Source organism: Arthrobacter mobilis, assembly GCF_012395835.1.
Classification (GTDB): Bacteria; Actinomycetota; Actinomycetes; order Actinomycetales; family Micrococcaceae; genus Crystallibacter; species Crystallibacter mobilis.
Window position 1 is genome coordinate 114611 of record NZ_JAAZSQ010000008.1, and the last position, 15542, is coordinate 130152.

General features: G+C 70.6%; 15 protein-coding genes. All 15 read right to left on the reverse strand.

What is annotated here, in order from left to right; all coding sequences use genetic code 11:
- Positions 1-11 precede the first annotated feature (11 nt).
- Positions 12-956 (reverse strand): RluA family pseudouridine synthase, encoded by a 945-nt coding sequence (locus tag HGG74_RS10330; protein WP_168486274.1) that lies wholly within the window; start codon positions 954-956, stop codon positions 12-14.
- Complete coding sequence (gene lspA, locus HGG74_RS10335) at positions 943-1563, reverse strand: signal peptidase II (protein ID WP_168486275.1); 621 nt, start codon at positions 1561-1563, stop codon at positions 943-945. The genes HGG74_RS10330 and lspA overlap by 14 nt, the downstream gene beginning before the upstream one ends.
- 144 nt (positions 1564-1707) lie before the next feature.
- The gene (locus HGG74_RS10340) at positions 1708-2373 is read right to left on the reverse strand and encodes a DivIVA domain-containing protein (protein WP_168486276.1); all 666 of its coding nucleotides are present in this window, start codon (positions 2371-2373) and stop codon (positions 1708-1710) included.
- Between the two features lie 211 nt (positions 2374-2584).
- Entirely contained in the window at positions 2585-2896 is a 312-nt protein-coding gene (locus HGG74_RS10345) for a YggT family protein (RefSeq protein ID WP_168486277.1), read from the reverse strand.
- Positions 2897-3021: 125 nt separating this feature from the next.
- On the reverse strand, positions 3022-3579 hold the full coding sequence (locus HGG74_RS10350; protein ID WP_168486278.1) for a cell division protein SepF: 558 nt from the start codon (positions 3577-3579) through the stop codon (positions 3022-3024).
- 86 nt (positions 3580-3665) lie between these two features.
- The gene (locus HGG74_RS10355; protein ID WP_312856811.1) at positions 3666-4427 is read right to left on the reverse strand and encodes a YggS family pyridoxal phosphate enzyme; all 762 of its coding nucleotides are present in this window, start codon (positions 4425-4427) and stop codon (positions 3666-3668) included.
- Positions 4424-5155 (reverse strand): purine nucleoside phosphorylase YfiH/LACC1 family protein, encoded by a 732-nt coding sequence (locus HGG74_RS10360; protein WP_312856812.1) that lies wholly within the window; start codon positions 5153-5155, stop codon positions 4424-4426. Before HGG74_RS10360 ends, HGG74_RS10355 begins: the two co-directional genes overlap by 4 nt.
- Before the next feature lie 9 nt (positions 5156-5164).
- The gene (ftsZ, locus tag HGG74_RS10365) at positions 5165-6379 is read right to left on the reverse strand and encodes a cell division protein FtsZ (RefSeq protein WP_168486279.1); all 1215 of its coding nucleotides are present in this window, start codon (positions 6377-6379) and stop codon (positions 5165-5167) included.
- Between the two features lie 236 nt (positions 6380-6615).
- Positions 6616-7557, reverse strand: a complete 942-nt coding sequence (locus HGG74_RS10370) for a cell division protein FtsQ/DivIB (RefSeq protein WP_168486280.1) — start codon at positions 7555-7557, stop codon at positions 6616-6618.
- Complete coding sequence (gene murC, locus HGG74_RS10375; protein WP_168486281.1) at positions 7554-8984, reverse strand: UDP-N-acetylmuramate--L-alanine ligase; 1431 nt, start codon at positions 8982-8984, stop codon at positions 7554-7556. The genes HGG74_RS10370 and murC overlap by 4 nt, the downstream gene beginning before the upstream one ends.
- Positions 8971-10146 (reverse strand): undecaprenyldiphospho-muramoylpentapeptide beta-N-acetylglucosaminyltransferase, encoded by a 1176-nt coding sequence (gene murG, locus HGG74_RS10380; RefSeq protein WP_168486282.1) that lies wholly within the window; start codon positions 10144-10146, stop codon positions 8971-8973. Before murG ends, murC begins: the two co-directional genes overlap by 14 nt.
- A 33-nt stretch (positions 10147-10179) precedes the next feature.
- The gene (ftsW, locus tag HGG74_RS10385) at positions 10180-11421 is read right to left on the reverse strand and encodes a putative lipid II flippase FtsW (protein ID WP_168486283.1); all 1242 of its coding nucleotides are present in this window, start codon (positions 11419-11421) and stop codon (positions 10180-10182) included.
- Between the two features lie 4 nt (positions 11422-11425).
- Complete coding sequence (murD, locus tag HGG74_RS10390) at positions 11426-12958, reverse strand: UDP-N-acetylmuramoyl-L-alanine--D-glutamate ligase (protein ID WP_246262813.1); 1533 nt, start codon at positions 12956-12958, stop codon at positions 11426-11428.
- Entirely contained in the window at positions 12955-14064 is a 1110-nt protein-coding gene (mraY, locus tag HGG74_RS10395; protein ID WP_168486285.1) for a phospho-N-acetylmuramoyl-pentapeptide-transferase, read from the reverse strand. Before mraY ends, murD begins: the two co-directional genes overlap by 4 nt.
- Positions 14061-15536 carry a UDP-N-acetylmuramoyl-tripeptide--D-alanyl-D-alanine ligase gene (locus tag HGG74_RS10400; protein WP_168486286.1) on the reverse strand — a complete coding sequence of 492 codons (1476 nt, stop codon included), beginning with the start codon at positions 15534-15536 and terminating at the stop codon, positions 14061-14063. Before HGG74_RS10400 ends, mraY begins: the two co-directional genes overlap by 4 nt.
- Positions 15537-15542: the final 6 nt, after the last annotated feature.

The following is a 15542-nucleotide window of genomic DNA, read 5'->3' on the forward strand; positions in this document are numbered from 1 at the left end:
GTGTCCTGCTTCTAGATTCTATTCTCGGCCAGCGCCTGCAGCGCGTAGGCCAGGTCGGCGGGGTAATCGCTGGTGAATTCGACCCATTCGCCGGTACGCGGGTGGGCGAAGCCGAGCCGGCGGGCGTGCAGCCACTGCCGGGTCAGCCCCAGGTCGGCCGCCAGCTTCGGGTCGGCGCCATAGGTCAGGTCCCCGGCGCAGGGGTGGTGCAGGGCGGCGAAATGCACGCGGATCTGGTGCGTCCTGCCGGTTTCCAGATGCACCTCCACCAGCGAGGCCCGGCCGAAGGCCTCCAGGACCTCGTAGTGCGTCACCGAGTGCCGGCCGTCCTCGACGACGGCGAACCGCCAGTCGTAGCCGGGGTGCCGGCCGATCGGGGCCTCGATGGTGCCCTCCAGCGGGTCCGGCAGGCCCTGGACCAGCGCATGGTAGACCTTCTCCACGGTGCGCTCCTTGAAGGCGCGCTTGAGCAGCGTGTAACCGTGCTCGGTCTTGGCCACGACCATCACCCCGGAGGTGCCGACGTCGAGCCGGTGCACAATGCCGGCGCGCTCGGCCGCCCCGGAGGTGGAAATCCGGTAGCCGCGGGCGGCCAGCGCACCCACCACGGTGGGTCCCACCCAGCCGGGCGAGGGATGCGCCGCCACGCCGACGGGCTTGTCGATCACCACGAAGTCCTCGTCGTCGCCGAGGATTTTCAAGTCTTCTACCTCTTCCACCACGATCTTCAGCGGGTCCGGGCGTTCCGGAACGGCCACCTCGAGCAGGCCGGCCGCAGGCAGCCGCTCGGATTTGGCGATCCTGCGGCCGTCCAGCCGCACATTGCCCTCGCCCAGCAGCACCGCCGCCGCGGAGCGGGAGATGCCCAGCAGCGCCGCCAGCCCGGCGTCGGCGCGCTGGCCTGCAGTCCCCGGCGCCAGTTCGATGCTGCGCAGCGGACCGTCAGCGGCGGCCATCGCCGTCCCCGCGCTCTGCTCCGGGCTCCTCCTCCGGCCCGGTGCCGCGGGAGGGGACCCGCCGGCCGTCCATGCCAATGCCCATCAGGGTCAGGATGCACCAGAGGATCACCGCGCCGACGATGGCCGAATCGGCGATGTTGAAGATCGCAAAGTTCGGGAAGGCGATGAAGTCCACCACGTGGCCCATGCCGAAGGACGGCTCGCGGAAGAGCCTGTCCGTCAGGTTGCCCAGCGCGCCGCCCAGCAGGAAGCCCAGGGCGATCGACCACCAGACGGAGCGGATCCGCCGCGCGTAGAACAGGATGGCCCCGGCCACCAGCACCATCACGATGCTGAAGACCCAGGTGAAGTCCTGGCCAATGGAGAACGCGGCCCCCGGATTGCGGATGAAGTGCCAGCTCAGCAGCGGCGGCAGCACCGGGGTGATCTGGCCTTCGGTCATGGTGCTGACCACCCAGAACTTGGTCAGCTGGTCCAGCACGTACGCGAAGGCAGCGCAGCCGGCCAGGATCAGCACGAACTTGCGGCGCGGCCGCGGGGAGCCGGTGGAGGGTCCGGCGGTCCCGCCGGTAGGGAGTTCTTCGGCAGACGGTGATTCAGGCATAGTACTTCCGTGCGGTAGGCCCGCGGCGCCGGCAGGCGCCGCAGGCTAAACGATTGGCCGGTGACCGGGCACTGGTCCCGGCACCGGCCAACAGCCTCCGGCACGGCCCGCTGGCCGGACCGGAGGCAGCGACTCCCTGAGGAACTAGGAGTTGGCGGGGTCCTTCGCTTCGGAGAACGAACCGCGCGCTTCCAGGTCCCTCAGCTGGCCTTCGATGTAGGCCTTGAGGCGGGACCGGTAGTCCCGCTCGAATCCGCGCAGCTGCTCGAGCTTGCGCTCCAGCACGGCCTTCTGCTGCTCCAGTGCGCCGAGCGTCTTGCGGCTCTTTTCCTGGGCGTCGTTGACCAGGGTGCTGGCCTCCAGCTGGGCCTCGGCGATGATCTTGTCGCGCTGCTCGATACCGGCATTGACGTACTCGTCGTGCAGCTTCTGGGCCATGGCCAGCACGCCGGCGGCGGATTCGGCGACGGCCGTGTGCTGGGTGCTGGACTGGGCAGCGGCGGGAACGGCCGGGGCGGCCTGCGTCTTGGGCTGTTCCTTGACGGCCGGAGCCGCCGGCTTCTGGGCAGCCGGTGCCTCCTGTGCGGCCGGGGCGGCGGCAACGGGGGCGGGGACAGCGGCAGCCTCGCTGCCCTGCCGGGAGGTGGCCTCGGCGAGCTTCTTGCGGAGCTCTTCGTTCTCCTGGTTCAAGCGGCGCAGCTCAACGACGATCTCGTCCAGGAAGTCGTCGACCTCGTCCTGGTCGTAACCCTCCCGGAACTTCGTGGGCTGGAACCGCTTGTTGACAACGTCTTCTGGCGTCAGAGCCATCTGGTCACCTCATACTGGTTCTGTGTGGATCATGGCTCCGGGTCTGGTTGCTTGACCGGACACATGACAACGGTTGCGAATACTCTCTGTGACACTTTACAGGCACAGGAGCCTTCACCTCAGAATATCCCCTTGCCGACCCCGCGACCGAACGACACACGCGGGGCCGGGGAGCCCCGCCGGGAGAGCCGCTGCAGCGTGTAACGCCGCGTCAGGCCAGGGCTGCGGCCGCGTTGGCGCCCAGGCCGGCAACGACGGCCTTGGCGATGGAAATCACGATGAACAGCACCAGGAAGGCCAGGTCGAGGGCGAAGCCGCCGATGCGCAGCGGCGGGATGATCCGGCGCAGGGCGCGCAGGGCCGGGTCGGTGGCGCCGTAGATGGCCGAGGCGGCCACCAGGGCCAGCCCGCGCGGGCGCCACTGCCGGGCGAAGCTCTGCACCACTTCGAAGACGATGCGGACGATGAGCGCGGTCTGGAAGAGCATCAGCACGAGGTAGAGCAGAGCAAAAATAATGGACACCGGTGATCCGCGATTCCCAACGGTAGAAGAGGAACTGTTCAGGCTAAATATTGCCCCATGCCCGGGGCCTTCCGCCAGCGGGGCGGCACCTGCCGTCCCGGGAGAGCGGGCCGCTGCCGGACTTCTTAGCTCTGGTTGAAGACCGTGGACTGCTGGTCCGTGGCCTTGCGGTCCTCGCCCAGCACCTCGATGGTCGAGGGCGACAGCAGGAACACCTTGTTGGTCACCCGCTCGATGCTTCCGTGCAGGCCGAAGACCAGGCCTGCCGAGAAGTCCACGAGCCGCTTCGCGTCCGCTTCGCCCATGTCCGTCACGTTCATGATGACGGGGATGCCGTCGCGGAAGCTCTCGCCGATGATCTTGGCGTCATTGTAGGAACGCGGGTGGACGGTGGTGATCTGCCGCAGCACGGACGACTCCTCGCGGGTTGATGGGGCACGCTTGATCGGGGTCACGGGGGCCCGGTACTCCTCCGGCACCGGCTTCAGCACTGCCGGCGCCGTTTCGGCGCGCTCGGGGCGGCGTTCCTCGCGTGCCGGGGGCTCCTCCCGGCCGTCCTGTTCCTTGCGCTCGGGCTCCGGCGCCTCGGTCCGCTCGGGAAGGCGGATCTGCTCGGATTCGTAGTGCTCGTCGCCGTCGGCAAGCCCAAGATAAATCATTGTCTTGCGCAGTGCACCGGCCATGGTTGGCTCCTCACGTCTCGTACCCGCGGCTGTTCCGACGCACGGATCGTCAAGCCCGCAGTCCTGCCCGCCCGTCTGGAAAAACGCTACCCCACCGCGGGTCTGTCGCCGAGGACATCTGATCCGACACGCAGGTGTGTCGCACCGGCAGCGACGGCCGCCTCAAGGTCCTGGCTCATTCCGGCCGACATCATGGTGGCGCCGGGATGGCTGCGGCGCAGTTCGCCGGCGTAGCCTGCCAGTCTGCCAAAGGCCTCGGCCGGGTCCGCGCCGAGCGGCGCGACCGCCATCAGCCCGCCCAGCACCAGGCCGTCGGCCGCGTCGATCAGGCCGGCCAGCCCGGGAACCTCGTCCGGGGATGCTCCGCCCCGGCCCGGGGCGGAGCGGGGGCGGTCGTGGGACGGGCGGTTCTCCAGGTCCACCTGGACCAGGCAGACCAGGTCCGCCCGCGCGGGCAGGCCGGCGTCGCGGCGGCGTTCCTGCTCGGCCAGCATGGCCTTGGACAGCGCCGCGACCAGCGGGGCGCGGTCCACCGAATGCACGGCGTGGGCGTAGCGGACCACCGACTTGGCCTTGTTGGTCTGCAGCTGCCCAATGAAGTGCCAGCGCAGGTCCGCCGCGGGGCTGCCGGCCTGCGCGGACAGTTCGGCGGCCTTGGCGGAGGCTTCCTGGTCCCGGTTTTCGCCCACGTCCCGGACACCCAGCTCCGCCAGCGCGGCCACGTCGGATGCCGGGAAATACTTGGTGACCACAATCAGCTCGGGTACGGTGCGTCCGGCTGCCGCACGGTCGATCCGGGCGCGCACCTGCTGAAGGTTGGCCGCGAGTTCGGCCTTGCGCGCGGTCACGCCGCAGCCCAGATCAGGCCGGCGAACCGGCCGCAGCCGGGATCCCTGCGGTAGGAGAAGAGCTCCGGGGTTTCCCGGGTGCACCCGGGCACCCGGTGAACCCGGACCGCCAGTTCCTCGAGCGCGGCGGCGGCCCCGGCGGCCAGGTCCAGCGCCGGAGTGCCCCAGGACGTTTCCGAGCGCAGCGCCGGCAACTGGGCGCAGGCCTCGGCCTGCAGGTCAGCCGGCACCTCGTAGCAGCGTCCGCAGATGGACGGGCCGATCCAGGCCTGCAGGCCGGTGCCGCCGGCACGGACCAGGCCGGCGGCGGTGGCGGCCAGGATGCCCCCGAGCAGCCCGCGGCGCCCGGCGTGGACTGCGGCGGTCATCCAGCCGCCGTCCGGGGCCTCGGCGGCGAAGAGCACCGGCAGGCAGTCGGCCACCATGACGGCCAGCGGAATGCCGGCATCGGGGCAGAGCAGCCCGTCCAGCTCCGGACCGGTTCCGGCGGCCGGCCCATCCCCGGCCGCCACCGTGCCGACCCGGGCGGAGTGGACCTGGTTCATGAAGCGCAGGGACCCGGGCATCACGCCCATCCGCTCCTCCAGCCCCGTCCGGCGCGCCTGCACGGCGGCAGGATCGTCACCGACGTGCAGGGCGAGATTGCCTGTGGCGGAGTCCGTGAAGGCTGCCCACAGGCCGTCCCCCACTTCCCCGCGCCACCAGAAACCGTCCGGCAATCCGCCCACCTGTCCGTCCTACTTGAGGAAGTCGGGCACGTCGAGGTCGTCGGTCCGGCCTGCGGCCAGGTCGGGTTCGACCACTGCCGGCAGGTCCACCTCGAAGCCGTCGGCCGGGATCACGGAAGCGCCCTGGCCCTGCGGCAGGTGTCCCCAGCCGTTGTTCTGCACCGAGGCGGCGGCGAACTGGGCGGTGGCCGGCTGGGCCACCGGCAGCGACTGCGGCGCGTTGGCCGGCACTGCCGGGGCGGCAGCCTGCCTGGCCGCCTGCGGTGCGCTGGTCACGTCCACCTGGTCGAACCCGGCCGCGATCACGGTGACCCGGGCCTCGTCGCCCAGAGCATCGTCGATGACGGCGCCGAAGATGATATTGGCCTCCGGGTGCGCCACTTCCTGGACCAGCCGGGCCGCTTCGTTGATTTCGAACAGCCCCAGGTCCGAACCGCCCTGGATGGACAGCAGCACGCCGTGGGCGCCGTCGATGGAGGCTTCCAGCAGCGGGGAGGCAATGGCCAGTTCGGCGGCCTTGACCGCGCGGTCCTCGCCGCGGGCCGAGCCGATGCCCATCAGGGCCGAACCCGCCCCCTGCATGACGGACTTGACGTCGGCGAAGTCCAGGTTGATCAGGCCGGGGGTGGTGATCAGGTCGGTGATGCCCTGGACACCGGAGAGCAGCACCTGGTCGGCGGAGCGGAAGGCGTCCAGCATGGACACGTTGCGGTCGCTGATCGAGAGCAGCCGGTCGTTCGGGATGACGATCAGCGTGTCGACTTCGTCGCGCAGGGTCTCGATGCCGCTCTCGGCCTGGTTGGAGCGGCGGCGGCCTTCGAAGGTGAACGGACGGGTCACGACGCCAATGGTCAACGCGCCCAGCGAGCGCGCAATCCGGGCCACTACCGGCGCGCCGCCGGTGCCGGTGCCGCCGCCCTCGCCGGCGGTCACGAAGACCATGTCGGCGCCCCGCAGGACCTCCTCGATCTCCTCGGAGTGGTCCTCGGCGGCCTTCCGGCCCACCTCCGGGTCCGCACCGGCACCCAGACCCCGGGTCAGTTCGCGCCCGACGTCGAGCTTGACGTCGGCATCACTCATGAGCAGAGCCTGCGCATCGGTGTTGATGGCAATGAACTCCACCCCGCGGAGACCAACCTCGATCATGCGGTTGACGGCATTCACCCCACCGCCGCCGATGCCGACGACTTTGATGACGGCCAAGTAATTCTGCGGTGCTGCCACGTCCTGTGTCCCTTGTTCGAATCTGTGCACTGATCGATGCCGGGCGTTCAGGCCGCTTCCTGCGGATCCGGCCTGCCGGCTTACCGTACCTAACCCTAACCTTCAGCTTGAGGGTTAAAGTTATGTCAAGTAACTTCTAATCCGAGACGCTAGGCGCAAGCCCGGCCTCATGCAATTACCGGCTCCGCGTGTCGGATGAAGTTGCGGATATTTCCATAGCCCCCGCCGCTGGACCGTCACCGGGTCACCGGGCGGGTCGGAGTGCTCACGTCGTAGACCTGGATGGGCACCTCGGGATCCGCGTTCAGCAGCGCCTCAAGCACCTTGGCCTTCAGCACCCGCTCCCCCGCATTCCCCCACAGCACGGAGGTGCCGTCCTTGAGTTCGAGCTGGACCGAGTCCACGGATTTCGCCGAGGCATGGTCCAGCCGTGCCAGCACCTTCTGCGGCAGTGCCCCGAGCACGGCGGCGATGGTTTTGAAGACCTCCGGGTCCTTCTTGGCCTTGGCCGCGTCGATCAGCGGCAGCTTCACGGCCTCCCGGGACTTCACGCTGGTCAGCCGGCGGCCTTCGGCATCGATCAGGGCGTAGCGCTTGCCACTGCGCAGGACCGCCACCGGCACCCGTTCGGTGATCCGGACCGCCAGCTCCGACGGCGGACGGGCTTCGACCTTGACATCCGCCACTGCCGGCAGCCCGGACAGCAGGGAACGCACCTCGGACTCGGTCACCTGCGGCAGCGGCGTGCCCGCCAGCGGCGCCAGCAGTTCGTCGACCTTCGCCGACGGCACCAGCGAGGTGCCCTGCACCGTGATGGACTTCACCGCCAGCAGCGGGGAGAAGACCAGCACGCCCACGGCGGCGGCCGCCAGCACCAGCACGGCGGCCGTGCCCATCCACAGGCGCCGCCGGACCCTGCGCCGCGCGGGCTCCGGAAAGCGCAGTACCGTCGGTCCGGCGGCTGCGCGGGGGCCGGCGGTTTCCTCCCGCAGCACCTGGACCCTGGCAGGGTTGGCCTTGGCAGGATTGGCTTTTGCGGCATTGGCCTTGGCTGGGTCGGCCTTGGCGGGGCCGGGCGGGGCAGCACCGGAGGTGGATGCACCGGTCTTCGGCGCACCGGTTTGGGGAGTCCCGCCGGCAGGCACCGCGGCCGGACGGCGCGGCTTGCGGCCGGTCACGGATGCTCCGCGGCGGCACCTGCCTGCAGGGCGGTGACGATCTGCGGCCCGTACTGCGTCACGTCGCCCGCGCCGACAGTCAGGATGATGTCCCCGGGCCTGGCCCGCCGGGCCACGGCCTCGACAGCCCTGCGCGGATCGGGCTCATAGCCGCCGGGCACCTGCAGCTGCCCGGCGATCAGCTCGCTGGTCACCCCGGGGACCGGATCCTCGCGCGCCGCGTAGATCTCCAGCACGGTCGCGGAATCGGCCAGGGACAGCGCCTCGGCGAATTCGGCCGCGAACTGGCGGGTGCGCGAGTACAGGTGCGGCTGGAACAGCACATGGACTCCGGCGGTGCCCGCCACGTCCCGGGCGGCCCGCAGGGCTGCGGCCACCTCGGTGGGATGGTGGGCGTAGTCGTCGAAGACCCGCACGCCGCGGCCCTGCCCCTTGGCCTCGAAGCGCCGTGCGGCGCCGGTGAACTCCGCCAGGCCAGCGGCTGCCGCTGCCGCATCCAGGCCCAGGCTGAGCGCGGCGGCGAAGGCCGCCGCGGCATTGCGCACGTTGTGCTCGCCCGGCACCTGCAGCCGCAGCAGCTGCTCGCCGCCGGGGTAGCCCAGCGTGCTGGTGCTCGAGGTGGCGGAGAAGCCGCCGCCGGTGATGCGCACGTCGGCCTCCGGGCCGTAGCCGTAGCCGACGACCCGCGGACCGCCTGCCGCGGCAGCCACGCGTCCGGCCAGGGCGCGGGCCCCCGGATCATCCACGCACGCCACCAGCACGCCGTCGGCCGGCAGCAGCGCGGCGAACCGGCCGAAGGCCTCGTGCACGGCCTCGGCGGTGCCGTAGTGGTCCAGGTGGTCCGCCTCCACGTTGGTGACCACGGCGATACGCGGCCGGTAGTTCAGGAAGGAGCCGTCGGATTCATCGGCCTCGGCCACGAACCAGCGGCCGGCGCCGCAGGCCGCGTTCACGCCCAGGGCCGCGACGTCCCCGCCAATGGCGAAGGACGGATCCAGCCCGGCATGGCGGAGCATGACGGCGGTCATCGACGACGTCGTCGTCTTGCCGTGGGTGCCGGCGACGGCGACCAGCTCCTGGGTCCCCATGGACGCGGCCAGCGCCACCGACCGGTGCACGATGGCCAGGCCGGCGGCGGCGGCCGCCTGCAGTTCCGGATTCCCGGGCCGGATCGCAGTGGACACCACCACGGTGTCGGCACCGGCCACGTTCGCCGCGTCATGGCCGACATGGACCACCGCCCCCAGGCCGCGCAGCTGTTCGAGGACCTTCGAATCCTTGGCATCGGAGCCGGACACCGGAACCCCGCGGGCCAGCAGGATCCGGGCGACGGCGGACATGCCGGCGCCGCCGAGGCCGATGAAATGCACCCGCCCCAGGTCCTCCAGACGCAGCCGGTCGGTCGTGTGGAAGTCAGCGGATTTCATCGGTGTCCTTTCCGGCGCTGCTGTTCCCGGTGCCGCCGCTCCCGGCGCCGCCGTTCCCGGTCCGGTAGCCGGCGGCTTCGAAGACCATCGCGGCCATGCGCTCGTCCGCATCGCGGATGCCCAGGGAACGGGCGGCGGCCTCCATGGCCGCCAGCCGGCCGGAGTCCTGCAGCAGCGGCACCAGCTCCCGGACCGCCCATTCGGGCGTGAAGTCCCGGTCCGCCACGAGCACGGCGGCGTGCGCCTCCACCAGGCTGGCGGCGTTCAGGGCCTGCTCGCCGTTGCCGTGCGGCAAGGGCACCAGCACGGCCGGCACACCCACCGCCGCCACCTCGCACACCGTGGCTGCCCCGGCGCGCGCCAGCAGCACGTCGGCCGCGGCATAGACATCCTCCATGCCGTCCACGTACTCCACCTGGCGGTAACCGGGAGCGGCGAGCGGCGCCCCGGATCCATCCAGCTGCACCTTGCCGCGGCCGGTAATGTGCAGCACCTGGATGCCGGCGGCGGCCAGGGCAGGCAGCGCCGAGGCGATGGTGCGGTTGATGCTGGCGGCCCCGGAGGAGCCTCCCGTGACGACCAGCGCCGGCCGGCCGGGCTCGAAGCCGAGCCGGGCACGGGCCTCCTCCCGGGCCGCCGGACGGTCCAGCCGGGCGATCTCCCGGCGCATCGGCATCCCCACCCAGCGGGCATTGGGCAGCGGGGTGTTCCGGAAGGCGGTTCCCACATGGCTGGTCAGCCGGGCACCGATCCGGTTGGCCAGTCCCGGGCGGGCGTTGGCCTCGTGGACCACCAGCGGCACGCCGCGCCGGCGCGCGGCCAGGTAGATCGGCGTGCTCACATAGCCGCCGACGCCGACGACGACGTCCGCGCCGGCTTCGTCGAGGATCCGTCCGGCCTGCCGGACCGCGGCGGCCAGCCGCAGCGGCAGCTTCAGCAGGTCCAGGGACGGCCTGCGCGGCATCGGCACCCGCTCGATGGTGGCCAGGTCGAAGCCGGCGGCCGGTACCAGGCGTGTCTCCATCCCGGCGGCGGTCCCGACGGCCAGGATTTCCGCTTCCGGCGCCCCGGCACGGATGGCCCGGGCGATGGCCAGCAGGGGGCTGATGTGGCCGGCGGTACCGCCGCCGGCGAGCACCACTGACAGGTTCTGGTTCTTCATCTCTTGCTGATGCACCTTCGGTCGTTGCTCAGGTCAGGCCCTGGCGGTCTTGCGGGCGGGCCGGGCAAAGGACAACAGTACACCGACCGCCGCGAGCGTGATGGTCAGCGCCGAACCGCCGTAGGAAATGAACGGCAGCGGCACGCCGATCACCGGCAGCAGTCCGGTGACCACGCCGATGTTCACGAACGCCTGGCCGATGATCCACACCATGATGGCCCCGGCCAGGATCCGCACGAACGGGTCCGGCTGGCGCAGCACGGTGCGCACCAGGGCGATGGCCAGGATGCCGAACAGGGCGAGCACCACGAACGTGCCGAGCAGGCCCAGCTCCTCCCCGATGATCGCGAAGATGTAGTCGTTGTGCGCCTCCGGGATCCAGCTGTACTTCTGCCGGCTCTGGCCCAGGCCCACTCCCCACCAGCCGCCGGAGGCCAGGGCGAAGAGGCCGTTGCAGGACTGCATGTTCAGGCCGGTGGTGTCCTCGCAGCTTTGGTCCAGCCACACCGTGATGCGGCCGAGCCGGTTCGAGTTGGTCAGCGCCAGCAGCAGCACCACCGCGGCGACCGCCCCGCCGGCCATGGCGAAGAACTTCATCGGCACACCGGCAATGAACAGCGCCCCGGCCACGATCAGCAGGATGATCATGGTGGTGCCCAGGTCGTTTCCGGCCATCACCAGCAGGACCACCAGCCCGGCGACGGCGCCGACCGGCACCAGCACGTGCTTGAACTGGTGCAGCAGGTGCGCCTTGCGGACCAGCACGTTGGCCATCCACAGGCTCAGGCCCAGCTTTGCCGCCTCCGACGGCTGCCCGGTCATCCCCGGGCCCAGCTGGATCCAGTTGCGGTTGCCGTTGACGTCGATGCCCAGCGGGGTGAAGACCAGCAACAGCAGCAGCAGGGACAGTCCGAGTGCCGGCCAGGCCAGCGCCTTGAACCGGGCCACGGAAAACCGGGACAGCACCAGCATCAGCACCACGCCGACCACGGCGAAGATGCCCTGCTTCAGGAACAGTCCGAAGGGCGATTCACCCTCGGCGATGGATTCGACCGCGGAGGAGGAGAGCACCATCAGCAGGCCGATGGCGGTCAGCGCCAGCGCGGTGCCCAGGATCAGGTAGTAACTCAGGCCGGAGGGCTCCCTGCCGGTGCCGTCCACGAATTCCACGAACCGCTTCAGCCGCTCCGCGGCACTCTCGGCGCGCGCGGACCCCTGGCTGCCGTTCGCTGCCTCCCCCGCACGCCTGGCGCGCGGGGACCCCTGGCTGCTCACTTACCTAGTGCTCCTCTGCGGTCTGCTCCTGTCCTTCCTGAAGCCGGCGGACCGCCGCGATGAAGGCGTCGCCCCGGTGGGCGTAGGAGGGGAACTGGTCCATGGACGCGGAAGCCGGGGCCATCAGCACGGTGTCGCCTGCGACGGCGATCCCGGCCGCTGCGGCCACGGCCGCAGCCATGACCTCCCCGCCAGGAAGCTGTCCTTCTTCAGTGTCTCCCGGCGGCACGCTGATGACCGGCACATCCGGGGCGTGTCGCCGCAGCGAACCCTGCAGGTCCGAGCTGTCGAGGCCGATCAGCACGACCGCCCGGAGCCGGGTGGCATGCTCGGTGACCAGCACGTCATAGTTCACGCCCTTGGACAGCCCTCCGGCGATCCAGACCACCGGATCGTAGGCGCTCAGCGACGCCGCCGCGGCGTGCGGGTTGGTCGCCTTGGAGTCGTTGATCCAGCGCACGCCGCCGATGACGGCCACCTGCTGGATCCGGTGGGCACCGTGCTTGAAGTTGCGGATCCCGGCCCGCACCGCCCCGGGTTCGATGCCGTAGGCCCGCACGAGCCCGGCGGCCGCCAGGGCATTGGCGACCAGGTGGCGGGGGACGACGTCGCCCAAATCGCTGAGCGCGGCCAGTTCGGCGGCCGACGTCCGGCGGTTCTCGATGAAGGCGCGGTCCACCAGGAGGTCGTCGACCACGCCGAGCATGCTCACCGCCGGAATCCCGGTGGTGAACCCGACCGCACGGCAGCCTTCGACGACGTCGGCCTCCTCCACCATCGCTTCGGTCTCGCGCTGCTCGGCGTTGTAGATGCAGGCGATCTGGGTGTTGGCGTAGACCTTGGCCTTGTCCGCCAGGTACTGCCCGAAGGAACCGTGCCAGTCCACATGGTCCGGGGCCACGTTCAGGCAGACGCTGGCCAGCGGGGAGAGCGAGGAAGACCAGTGCAGCTGGAAGCTGGAGAGCTCCACGGCAATCACGTCGTAGCCCACCGGGTCGCGCACCGCGTCCAGGATCGGGGTGCCCACGTTGCCGGCGGCGATGGCCCGCAGGCCGGCGGCCTGCAGCATGGATTCGACCAGCCCCACCGTGGTGGTCTTGCCGTTGGTGCCGGTGATCGTCAGCCACTCGGCGGTCCGCCGGCCGGCGCGCCGGCGCACCCGCCAGGCCAGCTCCACATCCCCCCAGATGGGGATGCCTGCCTGTGCAGCCGCCGCCAGCAGCGGATGCCTTGGGCTCCACCCGGGCGAGGTCACCACCAGTTCCGGCGGCTGGCCGCCGACCAGCGGCAGCGTGCGGGTGTGCTCCTCGCCCAGCAGCACGTCCCTGATCCCGACGATCCGGAGCGTATCGGCCTTGGCCAGGGTCTGCTCGGACTCGACGGCGTCCACCAGCACCACGTGCGCGCCCAGTTCGATCAGGGTGTCCGCGGCGGAGAAGCCGGAGAGCCCGATGCCGGTGACGACCACCCGCAGCCCGGCCCAGTCGGCGTCCCAGCTGTCAAGCGCCTGAAGCCGGCCGCTGTTTGTCCCGGTCATAGCCCGACCACCCATTCGGCGTAGAAGATGCCCAGGGCGCCGGCCACGCACAGCCCGGCGATGATCCAGAAGCGGACCACCACCGTGACCTCGGCCCAGCCCTTGAGCTCGAAATGGTGCTGCAGCGGGGCCATCTTGAACACCCGCTTTCCGCCGGTGAGCCGGAAGAAGACCACCTGGATGATGACGGACATCGTGATGATCACGAACAGCCCGGCCAGGATCACCAGCAGCAGCTGGGTCCGGGACAGGATCGCCAGGCCGGCAATGGCGCCGCCGAGGGCCAGCGAGCCGGTGTCTCCCATGAAGATCTTCGCCGGCGAAGTGTTCCACCACAGGAAGCCGATCAGGGCCCCGACCATGGCGCTGGAGAGCAGCGCCAGGTCCATCGGGTCGCGGACCTCGTAGCAGACCTCGCCGGTGACCTTGACCGAGCCGCAGCTCTGGTTGAACTGCCAGATGCCCATGAGCATGTAGGCGCCGAAGACCATCACCGCTGCCCCCGCCGCCAGCCCGTCCAGACCGTCGGTGAGGTTGACGCCGTTGGTCGCGGCGGTGACGATCAGGTTGGACCAGACAATGAACAGAAGGGTGCCCACCAGGGTGCCGGCGAAGGCCAGGTTCAGCCAGGGGATGTCCCGCACCAGCGAGATGTTCATGGACGCCGGCGTGCGCCCGAGCGCGTTCGGGAAGTTCAGCGCCAGCACGGCGAACAGCGTGCCGACGAGGCCCTGCAGGATGACCTTGCTGCGGGCCCGCAGTCCCAGGCTGCGCTGGCGGGAGATCTTGATGAAGTCGTCCAGGAATCCCACCAAACCCATGCCCCCGGTCAGCAGCAGCAGGACTCCGCCGGAGATCGTCGGCCCCGTGTGGCTGCCGTCGGCCAGCCAGAGCACCAGGTGGGTGAGCAGGTACGCCGCGAGCACCGAGCCGACAATCACCGCCCCGCCCATGGTGGGCGTGCCGCGCTTGGTGTGGTGGGCGGTGGGTCCGTCGTCGCGGATGAACTGGCCGTAGCCCCGGCTGACCAGCAGCCGGATGAACAGCGGCGTGCCGAGCAGGGACAGCACCAGCGCGAGCGCGGAACCGATCAGCAGGGAAATCATGCCGGCCCGCCTTCCCCGGCACCGCCGGCAGCCGCGGCGATCCGGTCACCCAGGAACCGCAGGCCGGCGCCGTTGGAGGACTTGAAGAGGACCAGGTCCCCCGGCCGCAGCTGCTCCGCCAGCACGTCGTAGGCTTCCTCCGGGGTGTCGACATACATCGATTCCTCACCCCAGGACCCTTCCAGCACTGCCGCGTTGTGCATTGCCTTGGCTCCGGCGCCGACCACGACCAGCCGCGAAATGTTCAGCCGCACCGCGATCCGGCCGAGGGCGTCGTGCTCCTGGACGGAGTCCTCCCCCAGTTCGAGCATCTCGCCCAGGACCGCCCAGGTGCGCCGTCCCCGGCCCAGCTCGGCCAGCGTGCGCAGCGCGGCCCGCATGGACTCGGGGTTGGCATTGTAGGCATCGTTGATCACCGTGACCCCGTCCGGCCGCTCGGTGCGCTCCATCCGCCAGCGGCTGGCCGGGCCGCGCCCCCGGAGGCCGGCAGCGATCATCTTCGCGTCGATGCCCAGGGCCCAGGCCGCTGCCGCCGCGGCAAGCAGGTTCGCCACGTGGTGGCTGCCGATCAGGCCGGACACGATGTGTTCGGCGGAGCCGTCCGGGAAGTGCAGGGTGAACTCAGGGTGGCCGCCGGCGGCCGTGCGGACACCGGCGGCGCGCAGCACGCGGGCGCCGGCGTCTGCGGGCTCGAAGCCTTCGTCGGCAGTGAAGTAGAGGACGGCCGCGGAGGTCCGCGCCGCCATGGCGCGCACCCGCGCGTCGTCGGCATTGAGCACGGCGGTGCCGGCCGCATCGAGCGCCTCGACCAGTTCGCCCTTGGCCCGGGCGATGTTGTCCACGCCGCCGAATTCGCCGGCGTGCGCAGTGCCGACGCCGAGCACGACGCCGACCTCCGGCTTGACCATCTGCGCCAGGTACTCGATGTGACCGATGCCGGTGGCTCCCATTTCGGCCACCAGGTAGCGGGTGGAATAGTCGGTCTCGAACACCGTCAGCGGCACGCCGACCTCGCCGTTGTAGGAGCCCACCGGGGCCACCGTGGGGGCCACCTGGGTCAGGATGCCGGCCAGCAGGTCCTTGGTGGTGGTCTTGCCGGCGCTGCCGGTGATGCCCACCACCTGGAGCCCGCTCCCGGCCCGCAGCCGGGCCACGACCGCGGCAGCAAGGGCGCCCATGGCCAGGACGGAATCCGGCACCACGACCTGCGGCAGGAGCCGGCCGGCGTCGTCGCGGATTTCGCGTTCGGTCAGCGCCAGCACGGCGCCGGCCTCGAAGGCCCGGGGCACGAACAGGTGGCCGTCCGCGTATTCCCCCGGCTTGGCGACGAACAGCGCCCCGGGACGGACCTCGCGCGAGTCGGTAGTGGCGCTTGTCACGCAGACTGAGGCGGCTGCCGCACCGCCGGCCGTCTCTCCCAAGGCTTTTCCGCCCGTAATGGCGGCAATTTCGGCTGCAGAAAGTTCTATCATGTCGAG

Excerpts from the sequence above, each read along its gene's own strand:
- HGG74_RS10330 (WP_168486274.1), bottom strand. The coding sequence starts at position 956 with ATGGCCGCCGCTGACGGTCCGCTGCGCAGCATCGAACTGGCGCCGGGG.
- lspA (WP_168486275.1), bottom strand. The coding sequence starts at position 1,563 with ATGCCTGAATCACCGTCTGCCGAAGAACTCCCTACCGGCGGGACCGCC.
- HGG74_RS10340 (WP_168486276.1), bottom strand. The coding sequence starts at position 2,373 with ATGGCTCTGACGCCAGAAGACGTTGTCAACAAGCGGTTCCAGCCCACG.
- HGG74_RS10350 (WP_168486278.1), bottom strand. The coding sequence starts at position 3,579 with ATGGCCGGTGCACTGCGCAAGACAATGATTTATCTTGGGCTTGCCGAC.
- murC (WP_168486281.1), bottom strand. The coding sequence starts at position 8,984 with ATGAAATCCGCTGACTTCCACACGACCGACCGGCTGCGTCTGGAGGAC.
- murG (WP_168486282.1), bottom strand. The coding sequence starts at position 10,146 with ATGAAGAACCAGAACCTGTCAGTGGTGCTCGCCGGCGGCGGTACCGCC.
- murD (WP_246262813.1), bottom strand. The coding sequence starts at position 12,958 with ATGACCGGGACAAACAGCGGCCGGCTTCAGGCGCTTGACAGCTGGGAC.
- mraY (WP_168486285.1), bottom strand. The coding sequence starts at position 14,064 with ATGATTTCCCTGCTGATCGGTTCCGCGCTCGCGCTGGTGCTGTCCCTG.
- HGG74_RS10400 (WP_168486286.1), bottom strand. The coding sequence starts at position 15,536 with ATGATAGAACTTTCTGCAGCCGAAATTGCCGCCATTACGGGCGGAAAA.